Origin of the sequence: Agrobacterium sp. ES01 (assembly GCF_050320885.1) — a bacterium.
Taxonomy (GTDB): Bacteria; Pseudomonadota; Alphaproteobacteria; order Rhizobiales; family Rhizobiaceae; genus Allorhizobium.
Genome location: NZ_JBNQTH010000010.1, coordinates 20422 through 37994 on the forward strand (window position 1 = coordinate 20422; position 17573 = coordinate 37994).

Annotated in this window: 16 protein-coding genes; 15 read left to right on the plus strand and 1 reads right to left on the minus strand. The window is 59.2% G+C overall.

Going from position 1 to position 17573, the window contains the following annotated elements; all coding sequences use genetic code 11:
* Positions 1-67 precede the first annotated feature (67 nt).
* From ACQQ2Q_RS20650 to ACQQ2Q_RS20705, 12 genes are all read left to right on the plus strand, one after another.
* Complete coding sequence (locus ACQQ2Q_RS20650) at positions 68-1615, plus strand: sugar ABC transporter ATP-binding protein (RefSeq protein ID WP_428189026.1); 1548 nt, start codon at positions 68-70, stop codon at positions 1613-1615.
* Positions 1612-2592 carry an ABC transporter permease gene (locus ACQQ2Q_RS20655; protein WP_428189027.1) on the plus strand — a complete coding sequence of 327 codons (981 nt, stop codon included), beginning with the start codon at positions 1612-1614 and terminating at the stop codon, positions 2590-2592. The genes ACQQ2Q_RS20650 and ACQQ2Q_RS20655 overlap by 4 nt, the downstream gene beginning before the upstream one ends.
* Positions 2589-3590, plus strand: coding sequence for an ABC transporter permease (locus ACQQ2Q_RS20660; RefSeq protein WP_428189028.1), 1002 nt, complete (start codon positions 2589-2591; stop codon positions 3588-3590). Before ACQQ2Q_RS20655 ends, ACQQ2Q_RS20660 begins: the two co-directional genes overlap by 4 nt.
* Entirely contained in the window at positions 3587-3916 is a 330-nt protein-coding gene (gene rhaM / locus ACQQ2Q_RS20665; RefSeq protein ID WP_428189029.1) for an L-rhamnose mutarotase, read from the plus strand. The genes ACQQ2Q_RS20660 and rhaM overlap by 4 nt, the downstream gene beginning before the upstream one ends.
* 3 nt (positions 3917-3919) lie before the next feature.
* Complete coding sequence (locus ACQQ2Q_RS20670) at positions 3920-5302, plus strand: FGGY-family carbohydrate kinase (protein WP_428189030.1); 1383 nt, start codon at positions 3920-3922, stop codon at positions 5300-5302.
* Between the two features lie 259 nt (positions 5303-5561).
* Positions 5562-6599, plus strand: coding sequence for an NAD(P)-dependent alcohol dehydrogenase (locus tag ACQQ2Q_RS20675; RefSeq protein ID WP_428189031.1), 1038 nt, complete (start codon positions 5562-5564; stop codon positions 6597-6599).
* A gap of 441 nt (positions 6600-7040) precedes the next feature.
* Complete coding sequence (locus ACQQ2Q_RS20680; RefSeq protein WP_428189100.1) at positions 7041-7925, plus strand: AraC family transcriptional regulator; 885 nt, start codon at positions 7041-7043, stop codon at positions 7923-7925.
* A gap of 97 nt (positions 7926-8022) precedes the next feature.
* Entirely contained in the window at positions 8023-8937 is a 915-nt protein-coding gene (locus ACQQ2Q_RS20685) for an ABC transporter substrate-binding protein (protein WP_428189032.1), read from the plus strand.
* 76 nt (positions 8938-9013) lie between these two features.
* Entirely contained in the window at positions 9014-10516 is a 1503-nt protein-coding gene (locus tag ACQQ2Q_RS20690; RefSeq protein ID WP_428189033.1) for a sugar ABC transporter ATP-binding protein, read from the plus strand.
* On the plus strand, positions 10506-11492 hold the full coding sequence (locus ACQQ2Q_RS20695; RefSeq protein ID WP_428189034.1) for an ABC transporter permease: 987 nt from the start codon (positions 10506-10508) through the stop codon (positions 11490-11492). The genes ACQQ2Q_RS20690 and ACQQ2Q_RS20695 overlap by 11 nt, the downstream gene beginning before the upstream one ends.
* A 105-nt stretch (positions 11493-11597) precedes the next feature.
* Positions 11598-12329, plus strand: a complete 732-nt coding sequence (locus tag ACQQ2Q_RS20700) for an SDR family oxidoreductase (protein WP_428189035.1) — start codon at positions 11598-11600, stop codon at positions 12327-12329.
* Between the two features lie 82 nt (positions 12330-12411).
* Entirely contained in the window at positions 12412-13137 is a 726-nt protein-coding gene (locus ACQQ2Q_RS20705; RefSeq protein ID WP_428189036.1) for an SDR family oxidoreductase, read from the plus strand.
* A 14-nt stretch (positions 13138-13151) separates the two neighbouring features.
* Here the strand turns inward: ACQQ2Q_RS20705 and ACQQ2Q_RS20710 are convergent, their stop codons facing one another.
* Positions 13152-14180 carry a LacI family DNA-binding transcriptional regulator gene (locus ACQQ2Q_RS20710; RefSeq protein ID WP_428189037.1) on the minus strand — a complete coding sequence of 343 codons (1029 nt, stop codon included), beginning with the start codon at positions 14178-14180 and terminating at the stop codon, positions 13152-13154.
* A 139-nt stretch (positions 14181-14319) separates the two neighbouring features.
* Between ACQQ2Q_RS20710 and ACQQ2Q_RS20715 the strand changes: the two genes are divergently transcribed.
* From ACQQ2Q_RS20715 to ACQQ2Q_RS20725, 3 genes are read left to right on the plus strand one after another with little or no spacing between them, the layout of a single operon-like run.
* Positions 14320-15363, plus strand: a complete 1044-nt coding sequence (locus ACQQ2Q_RS20715) for a Gfo/Idh/MocA family protein (protein ID WP_428189038.1) — start codon at positions 14320-14322, stop codon at positions 15361-15363.
* A gap of 4 nt (positions 15364-15367) precedes the next feature.
* Positions 15368-16270 (plus strand): sugar phosphate isomerase/epimerase family protein, encoded by a 903-nt coding sequence (locus ACQQ2Q_RS20720; protein ID WP_428189039.1) that lies wholly within the window; start codon positions 15368-15370, stop codon positions 16268-16270.
* Between the two features lie 59 nt (positions 16271-16329).
* Complete coding sequence (locus ACQQ2Q_RS20725; protein ID WP_428189040.1) at positions 16330-17565, plus strand: ABC transporter substrate-binding protein; 1236 nt, start codon at positions 16330-16332, stop codon at positions 17563-17565.
* The last annotated feature ends 8 nt before the right edge of the window (positions 17566-17573 follow it).

A 17573-nucleotide genomic window follows, 5' to 3' on the forward strand; every position in this document is an offset into this window, starting at 1 on the left:
CTCGATCCATTGGTCCGACCTGCTCCTGGTCAGTCGTTGAAACAGAAACAGACGAAGCGCCACGCTCATGACATTGCCGCTCAAAAAGCCGGAGGTCGTCTCCGGCATAGCAAAGCCGAAGATAAGCCTGACCGGCATCACGAAAACCTTTCCGGGTGTCCGCGCGCTCAATCAGGTGGCGCTGGACCTCTATCCCGGCCAAGTTACAGCACTGATCGGTGAAAATGGTGCTGGCAAATCGACGCTGGTGAAGACCATGACCGGTATTTATCAGCCGGACGAAGGCGAGATTTCGATCGACGGCAATCCCGTATCGCTCTCGTCGCCGCATGCGGCCTTCAAGCTCGGCATCACTGCAATCCATCAGGAAACGGTGCTTTTCGACGAGTTGAGCGTGGCTGAGAACATTTTCCTCGGTCATGCGCCGAAGACCCGGTTCAAAACGGTGGACTGGAAGACCATGCGTCAGAAGGCCAAGACACTGCTGGACGATATCGGGGCAGGGCATATTTTGCCGGACGCACGATTGAAGGATCTGAGCATAGCCAACAAACATCTGGTGGCGGTCGCGCGCGCCTTGTCCATCAATGCCGACATCGTCATCATGGACGAGCCCACCGCAGCGCTGTCCTACAAGGAGATCGAGGATCTCTTTGCCTTGATCGAGCTGTTGAAGAAGAATGGCAAGGCGGTGCTTTTCATCAGCCACAAGTTCGACGAGATCTACCGCATCGCCGACCGCTATACGGTGTTTCGTGACGGCGAACTGGTGGGCCACGGAATGCTCGCCGACACCGGGCAGGACGAGATCGTACAGATGATGGTGGGCCGCTCGGTCGATCGGGTCTTCCCGAAGCAGCAGGTGGAATTGGGGGAACCTGTGCTGACGGTCTCCGGTTATTGCCATCCCACCGAATTCGCCGATATCGGCTTCACGTTGCGCAAGGGCGAAATCCTCGGCTTCTACGGCCTTGTCGGTGCGGGGCGAAGCGAGTTGATGCAGGCGCTGATCGGGATCACCAAGCCATCCAAGGGTGCTGTACGCATCGGAGACGACATTGCCGTCATCCGCAGCCCGGCCGAGGCAATCGAGAACGGCATTGTCTATGTGCCCGAGGAACGCGGCAAGCAGGGCGTGGTCGTTGACCTGCCGATTGTCCAGAACATATCGCTGCCCTCGCTGGCCCGGACATCGAGAAGCGGGTTCTTGAGGATGGCTGAGGAATTTGCGCTGGCCCGGGAATATGCCACACGTCTCGATCTCAGAGCCGCATCGCTGAGCCAGAATGTAGGCACCCTGTCCGGCGGCAACCAGCAAAAAATCGTGATTGCCAAGTGGTTGGCCACTCAGCCGCGCGTAATCATTCTCGATGAGCCGACAAAGGGCATCGACATCGGCTCCAAGGCCGCAGTGCATGCCTTCATGAGCGAACTGGCTGCCAATGGGCTGGCCGTCATCATGGTCTCCTCGGAACTGCCCGAAGTGATGGGCATGAGCGACCGGATCATTGTCATGCGGGAAGGACGTATCGCAACCGTCGTGGAAAGCGATGGCGGCTTCAACGCGGAGGTTCTTGTCCGCGCGGCCGCCGGCATTGGGGAGAAGGCTGCATGACCACGCTTTTACGCACCCGCGAATTCTGGCTTGCCATCATTGTTGCTGCAATGATTCTGGCCACAAATCTGCGCGCACCGGGCTTTGCCTCGCTCGGCAATCTGGCCGGAATCTTCAATGATACCGCCATGCTGATCATCCTGGCGCTCGGGCAGATGGCGGTTATTCTGACGCGCTCGATCGACCTTTCCATGGCATCCAACCTCGCCTTGACGGGGATGATCGTCGCGCTGATCAATGCTGCCTATCCCGGCATTCCGATCCCTGCACTGATGCTGTTTGCCGTCATATGTGGTTTGCTGTTGGGTGCTTTCAACGGTCTGTTGATCTGGCTGCTCGACATCCCCGCCATTGTCGTCACGCTGGGAACGCTCACCATCTACCGGGGCATGATCTTCCTGATTGCCGGCGGGCAATGGGTGAACGCGGACGCGATGAGCCCGGCCTTCGTTCAATATACCCGCATCGAGGTTCTGGGACTGCCTCTTCTGTCCTGGTATGCCATCGTGGTTGCTGTCGGCTTCTTCTTACTGATGACGCGCACATCGCTGGGCCGTGCAATCTACGCCATCGGCGTCAACCCAACAGCGTCGGTCTATGCCGGCATCAATGTCGGTCGCACCAAGTTTTCTGCCTTCCTGATTTCGGGCGCCGTCTCCGGATTCTGCGGATATCTGTGGGTATCCCGTTATGTGATCGGTTCTGTCGAAGTCGCCAAAGGCTATGAACTCACCATCGTTGCAGCCTGTGTCATCGGCGGCATATCGATTGCGGGCGGTGTCGGCACCGTTGCCGGCGCGATCCTCGGTGCGCTGTTCCTGGGCGTGATCAATGTCGCCCTTCCGGTCATCAATGTTTCGCCCTTCTGGCAGATGGCGATCTCGGGCGCTGCGATCATTCTGGCAGTCGTCGTCAATGCGCGCGGAGAGAAGCGCGGCAACAGGTTAATCCTTCGCCAGACAGAGGTGCCGTCATGAGCGATATAACGCACGAAACCCGTCATATTCCCGACAGGCTGGACAGCCCGCTTCGCGGTGCCATCGTCTCATGGCCGACGCTGCTGCTGATCGTGGCCATTGGTCTGTTCGTGGTGAACTCGTTCGCCTCACCGTATTTTCTGTCGCCCTGGTCGCTTTCGGACGCCACATTCAACTTCACCGAAAAGGCCATCATTGCACTGGCTATGGCGCTATTGATCATCTCGGGGGAAATCGACCTGTCGGTCGCCTCGATCATTGCCCTTGCCTCTACCGCCATGGGGTTTGCGCTGCAATTTGGCATCGGTACACCGGGGCTTGTTGCAATTGGCATCACGACCGGCCTGGTGTGCGGTGCCTTCAATGGATTTCTCGTTACCGGTCTCGGCCTGCCGTCGATTGTCGTCACCATCGGCACGATGAGTTTCTTCCGTGGCATTTCCTATATCGTTCTCGGAGACCAGGCCTTCAAAGGCTATCCAGCCAGCTTCGATTTCTTCGGTCAGGGCTATGTCTGGTGGGTGGTATCGTTCGAATTTGTGCTCTTCCTCGGATTTGCCCTGCTGTACTATATCCTGTTGCACAGGACGAATTTCGGCCGCCACATCTTTGTCATCGGCAATAATCCCGTTGCGGCGCGGTTCTCCGGAGTGCGCGTGGAACGGGTGAAGTTTCTGCTCTTTTGTCTCACCGGCCTGATGTCGGGCATTGCAGCGGTGCTGCTCACCTCACGCCTTGCCTCGACGCGTCCCTCCATTGCTGTCGGCTGGGAACTGGAGGTCGTCACCATGGTGGTGCTTGGGGGTGTCTCTATCCTTGGCGGTTCCGGGACCATACAGGGCGTCGTGATCGCGGCCTTCATCATGGGGCTGGTGACGTTCGGCCTCGGTCTTCTCAATGTCCCGGGCATCGTCATGTCGATCTTCATCGGCGCGCTTTTGATCTTCGTCATCGCGCTCCCCATCGTCTATCGCAAGGTGATGGAGAAGCGCGCATGAGCCGGGATGGCATGGAAAAGCACGCGTTCAAGATGGTGCTCAATCCGGGGATGGCCGAGGAATACAAGCGTCGGCATGACCAGATCTGGCCGGAACTGGTGGATTTGCTGCATGAGGCGGGCGTCAACGACTACTCCATCTTTCTCGACGAGGACACCCACACCCTGTTCGCCGTTCTCTGGCGGCGGAGGGACCACACCATGGCCTCCCTTCCAGACCATCCGGTGATGCAGAAGTGGTGGGCTCATATGGCCGACATCATGGCGACGAATGCGAACCAAGAGCCGCTCTCGGTCGACCTGAAACCCGTCTTTCACATGGATTGAACGATGGGCAAACACCGCCACGTCGCCGTCATCGATATCGGCAAGACCAATGCCAAGGTGGCGTTGGTCGATTCTGAGACGCTCAGCGAAGTCGCTGTGCGCAGGCAGTCGAATACGGTGCTGGCGCGCCCGCCTTATCCACATTACGACACAGACGGCTTGTGGCAGTTCATGCTGACGGCCCTGCAAGAGCTGCAGATGCTGAGGCCCATCGACGCCATCACGGTCACCACCCACGGAGCCTCTGCCGCACTTCTCGACCACAGCGGCGAACTGGCAGCGCCCGTTCTCGACTACGAGCATGGCGCACCGGACGCGCTGAGCGCAGACTATGATGCCGTCCGTCCGCATTTTGATGAAACCGGATCGCCACGTCTGCCTATGGGCCTCAATCTCGGAGCGCAGTTATTCTGGCAGTTCACTGCCTTTCCAGACATTCGGCAGCGTACCGAGACCATCGTCACCTACCCGCAATACTGGGCATTCCGGCTGAGCGGAAAGGCCGTGAACGAGGTCACGTCGCTGGGCTGTCACACCGACCTTTGGTGCCCACGGGCAAAGAGCTTTTCGTCGCTGGTCGACAAGATGGACTGGACCGATTTGATGGCGCCGGTTGCAAAGGCGTCAGATTGCCTCGGCACCATCCTGCCAACTGTTGCGGCGTCGACGGGCATCTTCCAGGGTGCGAAGGTCTATTGCGGAATTCACGATTCCAACGCATCTCTGTATGCCCATCTCGCGGTCCGGCAGCCCCCTTTCTCCGTCGTGTCCACCGGCACCTGGGTCATCTCCTTTGCAATCGGTGGCGTTGACGCCGCGCTCGATCCTGCCCGCGACACGCTGATCAACGTCAACGCATTTGGCGATCCTGTGCCCTCGGCACGCTTCATGGGCGGTCGTGAATTTGAGCGTATGCTCAAGGGCGTCTCGCGCGATTACCGTCCGCAAGATGTCGCGTCGGTCATGGAGCGCGAGGCCATGCTGTTGCCAGCGGTGGAAACGCGCTCCGGACCTTTCCCGGGCAGAGAATACAGCTGGACGGTCGATGAGGCATTGCTGACGGATGGAGAGCGTTTTTGCGCCGTCTCTTGTTATCTCGCGCTGATGACGGCGACAGGACTCGAAATGACGGGTGCCAAAGGGACAACCTTTGTTGAGGGACCGTTCGCCGATAATCCCGTCTATCTGGACATGCTGGCCTCCGCCACGGGCAGAGGCGTGTCTGCGGTGGCCGGAACCGGTACGAGCATTGGCGCGGCGATGCTGGTGGCTGGAAGCCATAATCCGGATCAGGCTTTATCCAGTGCAACGGTCAATCCCGATGCGACAATGGCAGCCTATGCACAGAAATGGCGTGAGGCGTCGCGTCATCTCGATGTGCTTTAACGCCGTCTTGGCGTTTGCCTTGCGTCGTCTCCACCGGTTGCAACCCTGCGCTGCCTGATGTCGGGCGAGAGGGACTATGCTGCCTTGTCGCTCCCTTGATACACCCTTCGACGCGCTCCGATACTTTTTTCACCGCAGCAAAATTTGTCGACAATGAAACACGATTTTTTGTTTACGCGGGACTTTGAAAGGGATTAGCGAAAGGTCACCGTAAGCGGAATGGCTGCGATGATTTTGAATTCGAAAGGGAGGGCATGACATGCAAGCACTGGTCCTGGAGAAGAAGGGCGAGCTGTCGCTTCGCGACTTCGACGTCCCGACCGCACTGGGCCCGAAGGACGTGCGGATCAAGATCCACACGGTCGGCATTTGCGGTTCCGATGTTCACTATTACAGCCATGGCAAGATCGGCCATTTCGTCGTTCACGAGCCCATGATCCTGGGTCATGAGGCCTCTGGCACCGTGACCGAGACAGGATCAGAGGTCACTGACCTGAAAGCGGGAGATCGGGTCTGCATGGAGCCGGGTATACCCGATTTTACCTCGCGGGCATCCAAGCTCGGGATCTACAATGTCGATCCCGCAGTGCGGTTTTGGGCCACGCCCCCGATCCATGGTTGCCTGATGCCGGAAGTGATCCATCCCGCCGCCTTCACCTACAAGCTGCCGGATACGGTCAGCTTCGCGGAAGGTGCGATGGTCGAACCCTTCGCCATCGGCATGCAGGCGGCGCTGCGCGCCCGCATCCAACCTGGCGATATCGCCGTGGTCACGGGCGCTGGCCCGATCGGCATGATGGTGGCGCTTGCTGCCCTTGCCGGCGGTTGCGCCAAGGTCATCGTAGCGGATCTCGCCCAGCCCAAGCTCGACATCATCGGTGCCTATGACGGTATCGAGACGGTCAATATTCGAAACCGTCCGGCCGTTGAGGCGGTGGCTGAGGCGACGGGCGGCTGGGGCGCCGATGTTGTTTTCGAATGCTCGGGTGCAGCGCCGGCGATCCTGGGTGTGGACAAGCTTGCCCGTCCGGGCGGTGCGATCGTCCTGGTCGGCATGCCGGTTGATCCGGCTCCCGTCGATATCGTCGGCCTGCAGGCCAAGGAATTGCGGGTCGAAACCGTGTTCCGCTACGCCAATGTCTATGATCGCGCCGTTGCCCTGATGGCCTCCGGCAAAGTCGATCTCAAGCCTCTGATCTCGGATACACTGCCCTTTGCCGACAGCATTGCGGCCTTCGACCGTGCCGTTGAGGCGCGCGAAACAGACGTCAAACTACAGATCGTCATGCCGGATTGACCGATCAGCGGCTGGGCCTTGCCGCAAGGCAGGCCCGGCCATTCTTGAGGGTTCGCCACACTGATGAAAAATCTGCGTTTCACTGCGGGTGCCTGTAAGAAAAGTATAAGGGTCGTATGGTGCTTATCTCACCGGTCCCCTTGATGCAGAGGCTCGAAATCCATCGGCTTTCGCCAGTCATTTCCTCAATTTAGGTCGAAATCCTACGGTTATCAGGTTGCGTTGCGGTATCGATGTCCTGCACTGCGGCAATCTCTCCCTTGACCACGCTCCCCTCTCTCCCGTTTTATCTGCTCTGAGGCGTCAAAAAAGTATCAGTATATTTCCTGTGGTGATGTTGAGAACGACACCGATAGCAGCTTAGTGTTTCGACTACGCCGAGGTCGTGGGGGGAGCCACGATACACGCCGAAAGGCAGTCGACGGGAAGGGAGGAGCCATGATGCAGCCGGATCTCGAGCTTGTTCATATTCGCAAAGGCGAGTCCTTTGCGGCATGGATGCACGGCTATCCTTTCCGGACTGTCCGTTGGCACTATCATCCCGAATATGAAATCCATCTGATCGCGGCGACCAGCGGCAAATTCTACATTGGCGACTTCATTGGCGACTTCGAACCTGGCCAGCTGATCATGACGGGCCCGAACCTGCCGCAAAACTGGATCAGCGATGTGCAGTCGGACGAAATTGTCCCGGCGCGCTCACTGGTCATACAGTTTGCCGAGAACTTCATCGAGGACGCCTGCGCCACGATGCCGGAGATGGATGTCATCCGGCCGCTGCTGGATCGCAGCCATCGCGGCCTGCTGTTCGATGACGGCACGAGCGCGGCCGTTCGCCCGCTCATGGAGCAGTTGATCGAAGCACGTGGCCTGAAGCGACTTTCGCTATTCTGGCAGGTGCTCGATACCCTGGCGCAGGCGCCGGAGCCGGAAGTGCTGGCAAGCCTGAGCTACGAACTCGACCTTTCCGATATCGATGCCAGCGGGGTCAATCGGGCCATCGCCTATCTGCGAGAGCACCTGACCGAACCGGTCGGCGAGGGCGAACTGGCAGATATCGTAGGTCAAAGCGCAAGCGCCTTTTCGCGTGCCTTCAAGCGACACACGGGGACGACGCTCGTTCGCTACAAGAACCAGTTACGGATCGATCTGGCCTGCCAGCTTCTTCTCGATTCAGAAGAAATCAAGGTGGCCGAGATCTGCTACGAAGTCGGGTTTTCGAACCTGTCGAATTTCAATCGTCACTTCCTGAAGCTCAAGGGCATGTCGCCCTCGCAATTCAGGACGACGTTTGCGGCCAACGGGGCTCTGGCCATGGCCGACTAAGCGCTGACGAAACACGGAAACTGAGGAATTCGGGCGACATGGGGTCGTCCGGAAACGGGTGGTCTTTGCCTGCCCGTAAGCAATGGGAGGATTTAAAATGAATATTCTGACGAAAACATTGTCGGTTGCAGCCCTTGCCGCGACCACCGCGCTGCCAGCCATGGCCCAGGACGGCAAGCTGAAAATCGGCATGACCTTTCAGGAGATGAACAATCCCTATTTCGTGTCCATGAAGGAGGCGCTGGATGAGGCGGCCAAAAGCCTTGGCGCCGAAGTGATCGTGACCGATGCCGGCCATGATGTGGCCAAGCAGATCTCCGACGTCGAAGACATGCTGCAGCAGGGTATCGATATTCTCCTGCTCAATCCGACCGATAGCGCCGGGGTCGAGTCCGCCGTGACGATGGCCAAGCAACAAAACGTCATCGTCGTGGCCGTCGATGCCAATGCCGCCGGTCCGGTCGATACATTTGTCGGCTCCAAGAACCGTGATGCGGGCTACCAGTCCTGCAAATATCTCGGCGATGCGCTGGGTGGCAAAGGCGAGGTCGCCATCCTGGACGGCATTCCCGTTATCCCCATCCTGCAGCGCGTCGAAGGCTGCAAGGCAGCCCTGGAAGAGTTCAAGGACATCAAGCTGGTCGATACGCAGAATGGACGTCAGGACCGCTCGGTCGCATTGGGCGTGGTTGAGAACATGATCCAGTCGCATCCCGATCTCGCTGGTATCTTCTCCGTCAATGATGGCGGTGCAATGGGTGCGCTCTCGGCCATCCAGGGATCCGGCAAGGACATCAAGCTGACCTCGGTTGATGGTGCGCCGGAAGCGGTCAAGGCGATCAGCGATGGTACGCCATTCATCGAAACCACGGCGCAGTTCCCGCGCGATCAGGTTCGCGTCGGCCTCGCCATGGCGCTCGCCCAGAAGTGGGGTGCGCGCGTGGTTCCAAAGGAAGTGCCGATCGACGTTCGTGTCGTCGACTCCAAGAACGCAGCTGACTTCAGCTGGTAACATTTCCTCCCAATCGCCCCCGTGCTCGCTTGGAGCCGGGGGCGATGCCGCCATCGTCCATGCTCAGGAGCAGATCATGCTGGAATTGAACGGGATCAAGAAAAGCTTCGGCAGAATCGAGGTTCTGCACGGCGTCGATCTCCACGTTAAGGCGGGCGAGATCCATGCACTCCTGGGCGAGAATGGAGCCGGAAAATCGACCCTGATGAAGATTGTCTGCGGGATTTTCGGTCCGAGCGAAGGCACGATCAGTGTCGACGGCAAGCCATGCCGCTTTGCCAATTACGATGAGGCGATTGAAGCCGGCATCGGCATCGTCTTTCAGGAGTTCAGCCTGATCCCTTATCTCACAGCGGTGGAAAACATGTTCCTGGCGCGTGAGATCAGCAATCGGTTCGGCTTGCTGGACCGCAAGGCGATGCGCAGGCGCGCCGAGGAAATCCTGCAGCAACTCGACGTCGATCTTCCGCTCGATGTGCCGGTTGGCCGGCTTTCGGTCGCCGAACAGCAGTTCGTGGAGATCGCCAAGGCCCTGTCTCTCAATGCACGGATCCTCGTGCTGGATGAGCCAACGGCGACGCTTACGCCATCGGAAGTCGAGCATCTGTTCAAGGTCATGCGGGAGCTGCGCAATCAGGGCGTCGCAATCGTTTTCATATCCCACCATCTGGAGGAAATCTTCGAGATCTGCGACCGCATCACGGTGTTGCGCGACGGTGAGTTTGTCGCCTCCTGTCCGGTCGCGGATGTCGACAATGACCGACTGGTCGAAATGATGGTCGGCCGCCGCATCGAGAACAGCTTTCCGCCGAAGCCCGAGCCGAGACCGAACGCGGCGATATGCCTTGAGGTCAAGGAAATCCAGCTGCGAAAGGGCGGCCCGGTCTCGACATTCGCGCTGCGCGAGGGCGAGATCCTGGGTTTTGCAGGCCTGGTCGGTTCCGGCCGAACGGAAACCGCGCTTGCCATGCTTGGCGCTTATCCTGCCACCCGTTGCAAATTGCAGATCGACGGCATCGAAACCCGTCTTTCCTCACCCGCAGATGGACTGGCCCGAGGCATCGGGCTTTTGCCGGAGAGCCGCAAGACGGAAGGGCTGATTACCAGCTTTTCCATCGTGCAGAATGTCTCCCTCAACAATTACGGAAAATACCGGGCAGCCCGCTTCTTCATCGATATGAACAAGGAACTGGCCTGCACGCAAACTGCCATGGAGCAGGTGCAGGTGAAGGCACAGGGCGCCCATGCGCGGGTCGACACCTTGTCGGGCGGCAATCAACAAAAAGTGGTGATCGCGCGCTGGTTGAACCACGATATGAAGATCCTGATCTTCGATGAGCCAACTCGCGGCATCGACGTCGGCGCCAAGGCCGAAATCTATCAGCTGATGCGGGAATTCACCGCCCAGGGTCACGCCATCATCATGATCTCTTCGGAGCTCCCGGAAGTCGTCGGCATGTCCGACAGGGTCTGTGTCTTCCGTCAGGGCGGGATCGTCGCCACGGTCGCGGGCAAGAGTATCAATTCAGAAGAAATAATGAGCCATGCAACCACCGGGAGGGTTCTCAATGTCGCATGATGCAAACGCCAGTGCGGCCGACGCACACGACAAGACACGCGACAGGAACTGGAGCTGGCTGCTGCATTCGCCGCTTCTTCTGCCCCTGGCCGGACTGATCGTCGTTTCGATCCTGATGGGGCTGGCCAGCGACAACTTCTTCAGCGTGTCGAACATCTTCAACGTGCTGAGGCAGGTTTCCATTGTCGGCATCCTGGCCGTTGGAATGACCTTCGTCATCCTGACCGGCGGGATCGATCTGTCTGTCGGTGCGGTCATGGCACTGGCTGGAACGATTGCGGCAGGCCTGATGGTCAATATGGGGCTGCCCGGCTGGGTCGGGCTTCTGGGTGGGCTGGGCGTTGGCCTCGGTCTCGGCTTCTTCAACGGTGCTTTGGTCGCATGGGGGCGGATGCCGGCGATCATCGTCACGCTGGCCACGATGGGGATCGCCCGTGGTCTGGGCCTGATCTACTCGGGCGGCTATCCCATCAGCGGTCTTCCATCCTGGATCGCCTGGTTCGGGATCGGGCGCATCGGCACGGTTCCGGTTCCCGTCATCTTGATGTTCGTGGTCTATGGCCTCGCCTGGGTCCTGCTTCAGCGCACACCCTTCGGCCGCCACGTCTATGCCATCGGCGGCAATGAAACGGCGGCAAAGCTGTCCGGGGTGAAGACCCAATATGTGAAGTTTGCCGTCTATGCGATTTCGGGACTGACCTCTGCACTTGCAGCCGTGATCCTCACCGGACGGCTGATGTCCGGCCAGCCCAATGCCGGGGTCGGCTTCGAACTGGATGCCATCGCTTCCGTCGTGCTCGGCGGGACCGCGATTGCCGGCGGACGCGGTCTCGTGCTTGGCACGCTGATCGGGGCGGTCCTTCTTGGCATTCTCAACAACGGTCTGAATCTGGTGGGGATCAACCCGTATCTGCAGGACGTCATCAAGGGATTCATCATCCTGCTCGCCATCTATATCGGCCGCGAGTGGCGCTGAATCTTGGTCAACGACAGCCGGTCCGCAACGCCGCCGCCCACGCGGCGCTCCGATCGCAACGACAAACACGTGTTTTATTTAAGATCCAGATTCTAGGAGAAAAGAATGTCTGTATCGCTGGAAGGCAAAATCGCGGCCATCACCGGTGCGGCCTCGGGCATCGGGCTTGCAACAACCGAGAAGCTTCTCGCAGCCGGGGCGACCGTGGTCATGGTCGACCGCAACGCGCAGGCGCTGGCCGAACTCGCCGCACGCTTTGGCTCTAAAGCTGTTCCTCAGGTGACCGACCTGCTCGATTTTGACAGCTGCAATGCCATGGTCGCCGAGATCCTGCAAAAGGTCGATCATATCGATATCCTCTATTGCAATGCCGGGACCTATATCGGCGGCGATCTGGTCGACACCGATCCGGCCACAATCGACCGGATGCTGAACCTGAACGTCAATGCGGTCATGAAGAACATTCACGCGGTGGTGCCGCACATGATGGAAAGAAAGACCGGCGACATTATCGTCACCTGCTCGATTGCCGGCCACTTTCCGGCCTATTGGGAGCCCGTCTATACCGCGTCGAAATGGGCCGTCACCTGCTTCGTTCAAACCATGCGGCGCCAGATGATCCCGCATGGCGTTCGCGTGGGGCAAGTATCGCCCGGACCCGTGGTGTCGGCGCTTCTGGCCGATTGGCCGGAGGAAAACCTGCGCAAGGCCAAAGAGGCGGGCGCGCTGATCGACCCGGAAGAGGTGGCAGATGCGGTCGAATACATGCTGACCCGCAAGCGGACGGTTACCATCCGTGACATGATCGTCCTGCCGACGGCGTTCGACAGGGTTTGACACTCTAGCCAAGAGGAGCGCTGATCGTGACCAGCGCCGCTCCTCGCCTGACCTCGATCATATTCAAGCCAGTGGAGGCATCATGCAATTTTCCGGCAAATCCGTCATCATTACCGGTGCAGGCAAGGGGATCGGCCGCGCCTGTGCGCAGCTCATGGCCAAGCGTGGCGCCGAGGTCATTGCACTTAGTCGTACCCAAGCCGATCTCGACAGCCTGAAAGCGGAAATCGGTTGCCGGACTGTCAGCGTTGATCTGAAAGACCCCAAGGCCGCCCGCGCCGCAATGGCCAAGGCCGGCACTGCTGATTTCCTCATCAACAGTGCCGGCATCAACGTGCTCGAGAGCACATTCGACATGAGCGATGAGGGCTATGAGGCCGTGCTGGGGATCAATCTTCGGGCAGCGCTGATTACCTGCCAGGAATTCGCACGGGCGCGTCGGGCGGCAGGCGGCGGCGGTGCAATCGTCAATATCACCTCCATCGCCGGACATCGCGGTTCTACCGAGCATCTGTGCTATGCCGCCTCGAAAGCCGGTCTTGAAGGCGCCACGCGCGTGATGGCGAGGGAACTCGGTCCACACAATATCCGCGTCAATGCGGTCGCGCCAACGATCACCCTGACGGACCTGGCGGTCGAAGCCTGGAGCGACCCGGCCAAGAGCGAGCCGATGATGGTGCGCCACCCGCTTGGGCGTTTTGCCGAGGCTGACGATGTCGCCGCCAGCATTGCCATGCTTCTCTCGGATGACAGCAGCATGATCACAGGTGCCGTTCTACCGGTCGATGGAGGGTTCCTGGCTGTGTGAGGGAAGACCGTCGACTACAGGCGAAAGCTGTCGCTTTCGCCTTCGATGAATTCCATCGGCCAGAGCTGGCGATGCGTGACGTCGGGATAGAGCTCGGCAAAGGCCGGCATGGTGGACAGCAAAGTCTCGGCAAGTGAGATGCCCAGATCTCTCAGCGATTGGCGAAAGCAGGACAGTTTCGGCACCAGGAATTGCGCCTGGGGGCTGTACTGACCGATGACAGCAATGTCCTTGCCCGGTCGCAATCCGGCTTCCTCCAGTCCGTGGTAGAAGCCGACAACGGTTGCCTCGTTGACGAGCACGATGGCCGTCGGTCGTTCCTTGCGTGCAACCAGTTCCTGCGCCAGCTGATAGCCGCCTCTTTCGTTGGGTCTCGTGCGGAACACATTCTGCTGGTCGAGCGCCAGTCCGTGCCGTGCCAGAGCCTCCCGGCAACTGGCCTCGAAGACGTAGCCAAGATTGATTTCTCCGGGCGGACGGCTGATGGCAATATTGGTGTGTCCATGGGCGACAAGACGCTCCACGGACGCCTGCGCGATGCCCTCGAAGTCGAGGTCGAATGATGGTTGTCCGACATCGATAAGGCTGCGGCCGAGGGTGATGAAAGGGATATCGGCGCGGTGCAGTATCTCAAAGCGGTGATCCTGGCGGCGGGTAGCGCTGAGGATAATTCCATCGGCAAAGCCACGCGCCACATTGCGCCTCAGATAGTCATCCGGGTCTTCTTCCGATGAGCACAACAGCACCACAAGATCGAGCTTGTGGCGCGCAAGGACGGCCTGGACCCCGTCGAACACCGTCATGAAGAATGTGCCGCCCTGGCCGGTTACGTCATGGCTTGTTTCCATCACGAAGCCGATGATGCCCGTTGATCCCTTGCGCAGTGAGCGACCTGCCTGATTGGCGACATAGCCATAGGCCTCGGCCGCCTTCAAGACCCGTTCCCGGGTCTCCTTGTTGACGTCGGGCTTTCCATTCAGCGCGCGCGAAACCGTACCGATCGATAGATCGAGATGGTCAGCCAGCTTGCGTATGCCTTTCATGCGAGGTCCCTTTCGGCAAACCGCTTCCGATAACGTTTACGATGTCTATTGACACAACGCGCAAGCTGTTCATAGTATCGTAAACGTTTACGGACCGTGCGGGAAGGGGAGTTCCCGAGCCGGTCAATGGGAGGAATTATTGTCATTCAAAGCCGTGATATGCGGATGCGGAGCTATGGCCAAAGGCTGGCTTCGTGCGTTGCAATCAGATCCAGAACTCAGTGAGGCCATCCGGATCGTCGGTCTGGTCGACCTGGATCCGTCCATCGCCACTGCGCTCGGTGCCGAATTCGGCCTTGGCGAAGTCTGCGTGGGCAGTGACCTCGATACCGTTCTTCAGGAAACCGCTGCAGACATGCTGTTTGATATCGTCGTGCCGGGAGCCAGGCGCGCCGTGGTACAGACGGGCCTTCGCCACGGATGTCATGTCCTTTCCGAAAAGCCGCTGGCAACTTCGATGGAAGAAGCACGCGAGATGATGGTGCTTGCCAGGCAAGCGGGCCGTATCCATGCCGTGGTTCAGAACCGTCGCTTCATCGCCGGCGTGCGCCGTATGCGCCGTGCGGTCGATGAGGGCTTGATCGGCGAGTTGACCGCGCTTCACAGCGATTTCTTCCTCGCTCCGCATTTCGGCGGCTTCCGCGATGCTATGGATAATGTGCTTCTTCTCGATATGGCCATACACACCTTCGATGCCGCCCGCTTCGTGTCGGGCAAGACACCGCTCTCGGTCTACTGCGTCGAGACCAATCCATCCGGCTCCTGGTATGCCCACGGTGCTTCGGCCAATGCGATCTTTCAGCTCTCTGGCGGGGCCGTGTTCACCTATCGCGGTTCATGGTGCGCGGAGGGCCGCCCGACGAGCTGGGAAAGCGCTTGGCGACTGGTCGGCTCCAGGGGAATGCTGACCTGGGATGGTGAAGACCGGTTCGAAGCAACGGTTGCCGGTGACGTCACCGGGCTGATGCGCGGTTACAAAGCCGTCGATGTTCCTCTCCCGCCGGATGAGGGCCAGACCCACGGCCACCGCAGCGTAGTCGTCGACTTCATTTTGGCCATAAAGGGCGGGCGGCAGCCGGAGACGGTCAGCTCCGACAATATCAAAAGTCTCGCCATGGTCTTCGGCTCAATCGAAAGCGCTCGGACCGGCCAGCCAGTTCTACTGTCCCAGGAAGGATCCTAATACCGTGTCAAATCCCGCAACATCCATTCGTGTCGGAACCATGATCAGCGCCAGCGGTGGCGAGGCCGCTCGTCGCATAGGGCAGCTTTCCGATATGGGTTTCGAGAGCTTCCAGCCGTTCTTCTGGCAGACCACCAATCAGCAGGATCTGGCAGAACTGGGCAATCGTTGCCGCGATGCAATCGGTGAGCGGGATATCACCATGTCGACCATCGGCATGTTTGGCAATCCGCTGGAAGAGACGGACGTCGACCTTGAGACGTTGCAGGGATGGAAGGATTGCATCGACAATGCCCATCATTTCGGAGCGTCGTGTATCGCAGGCTTTACCGGCCGCATTCGCGGCAAGCCGCTCACCGACAGCCTGCCGCGATACAAGGAGATCTGGAGCGAGCTTGCCCGGCGCGCGGCCGACAAGGGTGTCCGGATTGCCTTTGAGAATTGTGCCATGGACGGCAATTGGCAGACGGGCGACTGGAACATCGCCCACAATCCCGATGCCTGGGAACTGATGTTCAACGAGACGCCGGACGATCACATCGGGCTCGAATGGGAACCCTGCCACCAGATGGTCTACCTGATCGATCCGCTGCCGCAGATCCGCAAATGGGCACCCAAAATCTTTCATGTGCATGGCAAGGACGCCACGATCCGCTGGGATGTGATCCGCGAGCACGGCATTTTCGGCAAGGAGAAATTTGTTTTCATGCGCACACCGGGGTTTGGCGATACGAACTGGACCGATGTGATTTCAGAACTGCGGCTTGCCGGCTGGTCCGGCGCAATCGACATCGAGGGCTGGCACGACCCGGTCTACCGTGACGCGCTGGAAATGACCGGGCAGATCCATGCACTGAACTACCTGAAGAATTGCCGGGGAGGGGACTTCGTCGCAGACCCGCAATGAGACTGCCCAAAGGCTTGGAGGAAGCCTGCGGGTCCCATTGAAAACCATAGGAGGAGAGCATGTCTATTCGGAAATCCCTGCTGGCAGGCGTTGTCGCGTTTGCCTCCGTTTCGGCGCTTGCGCCTGTCGTCATGGCCGAGGATGAAGTTACCATCACGGTCTGGAGCCTTGATAAGCCAGAACAGCCGGCCTGGAACCTTGCCCGCGAGTTCGACGAGAAGGAGCCGGGTATCAAGGTCGAATACCGCCTGATCCAGTTCGATGACGTCGTCAGCGAAGCGATGCGCGCCTATTCCACCGGACAGGCACCCGATATCATCGCCATCGATAATCCGGAACACGCGCTTTTTGCATCGCGGGGCGCCTTTCTCGACCTGACCGACATGATTGCCGGCTCGAACGTGATCAACAAGGACAACTATTTTCCAGGCCCGCTGAATTCGGTCACCTGGGATGGAAAGCTTTTCGGGGTGCCCAAGGCAACCAATACCATTGCGCTTTACTACAATGCCGACATGTTCAAGGCCAAGGGCCTCGATCCGGACAAGCCACCGCAGACCTGGGCCGAACTGATCGATGCCGCCCGCAAGCTCAATGATCCCGCACAGAACGTCTACGGTCTGGCCTTTTCGGCAAAGGCAAGCGAGGAGGGAACCTTCCAGTTTCTGCCTTGGGCACAAATGGGTGGCGGCAGTTATCGAGACATCAATTCGGAGGGTTCGGTGAAGGCGCTTGAAGCCTGGAAGACGCTGATGGACGAAAAGCTGGTGTCTCCCGACAGCCTGACGCGCGGACAGTGGGACTCGACCGGCACCTTCAATTCCGGCAATGCGGCCATGGCCATTTCAGGTCCCTGGGAGCTCAATCGCATGTCGGACGAGGCCAAGTTCGATTGGCGCGTTGCTCTTCTGCCTGTTCCCGAAGAGGGCGCCGAGCGGTCCTCGGCCATGGGCGATTTCAACTGGGCGATCTTCTCGTCGACCAAGCATCCGCAGGAGGCTTTCAAGGCGCTGGAATACTTCGCCTCGCAGGATGACAAGATGTTCAAGAATTACGGTCAGTTGCCTGCCCGCTCCGACATCACCTTGCCGGAAACCGGCAATGCGAAGAAAGACGCGGCGCTGAAAGTCTTCCAGGAGCAGCTGAAATACGCCAAGCCTCGCGGTCCGCATCCGCAATGGCCCAAGATCTCCAAGGCAATTCAGGATGCCATCCAGGCAGCGCTGACCGGCCAGATGTCACCGAAGGACGCGTTAGACCAGGCTGCCGAGACGATCGATGCGGTGCTGGGCTGACGTCAAGG